The following is an 824-nucleotide window of genomic DNA, read 5'->3' as shown; positions in this document are numbered from 1 at the left end:
GAAGTAAAAACAGATAAAGATGGTAAAGCAAAAATCTCAGATCTATCAGTAGGAAAGTACAAATTAGTAGAGAAAGAAAGTTTACCAGGCTATAAGAAACTAACAGATCCAGTATTATTTGAAATCAAAAAAGGCATGACTGAAGTTCTATCATTAAAAATAGAAAATGAAATGGTAGATACGGGAAATGTAGAGATAACAAAGATAGATAAAGATAATAAAGCACCGTTAGCGGGAGTAACATTCATCGTCCAAGATGAAAAGGGTAATGAAGTTACAAAAGTAACGACAGATAAAGATGGAAAAGCAAATGTTTCAGATTTACCTGTAGGAAAGTATGAATTAGTAGAGGTAGAAAGTTTACCTGGTTATAAAAAGCTAGAAAAACCAGTATCATTTGAAATCAAAAAAGGCATGACCGAGGTTCTATCATTAAAAGTAGAAAATGAAATGGTGGATACAGGGAATGTAGAGATAACAAAAATAGATAAAGATAGTAAAGCTCCATTAGAAAATGTTGTATTTGAAGTACGTGATTCAAAAGGAAAAGTAGTTACGAAAGTAACGACGGATAAAGAAGGAAAAGCAAATGTTTCAGATTTACCTATTGGGAAGTATGAGTTGGTGGAAGTAGAAACACCGGCAGGATACAAACCACTAGAAAAGCCAATTTCATTCGACATTGAAAAGGGTAGAGTAACAGCATTAAAGCTAACAGTAGAAAATGAATTAGTAGATACAGGAAATGTAGAAATTACAAAAGTAGATAAAGAAAATAAAGATGTTTTAGCTGATGCAGTCTTTGAAATTCAAGATGAAGCAGG

At 32.3% G+C, this 824-nt stretch carries 1 protein-coding gene; it reads left to right on the top strand.

The genetic code is table 11. The features are described from left to right. The coding region (locus MR160_RS33710) for an MSCRAMM family protein (protein WP_242299221.1) at positions 1 to 824 on the top strand (824 nt) is incomplete at both ends.

It is taken from the genome of Bacillus cereus group sp. BfR-BA-01382, from assembly GCF_022663475.1.
In the GTDB taxonomy this organism is placed as follows: Bacteria; Bacillota; Bacilli; order Bacillales; family Bacillaceae_G; genus Bacillus_A; species Bacillus_A thuringiensis_S.
The sequence above is the reverse complement of the archived record's forward strand: the minus strand, read 5'-3'. Positions and strand labels throughout refer to the sequence as shown.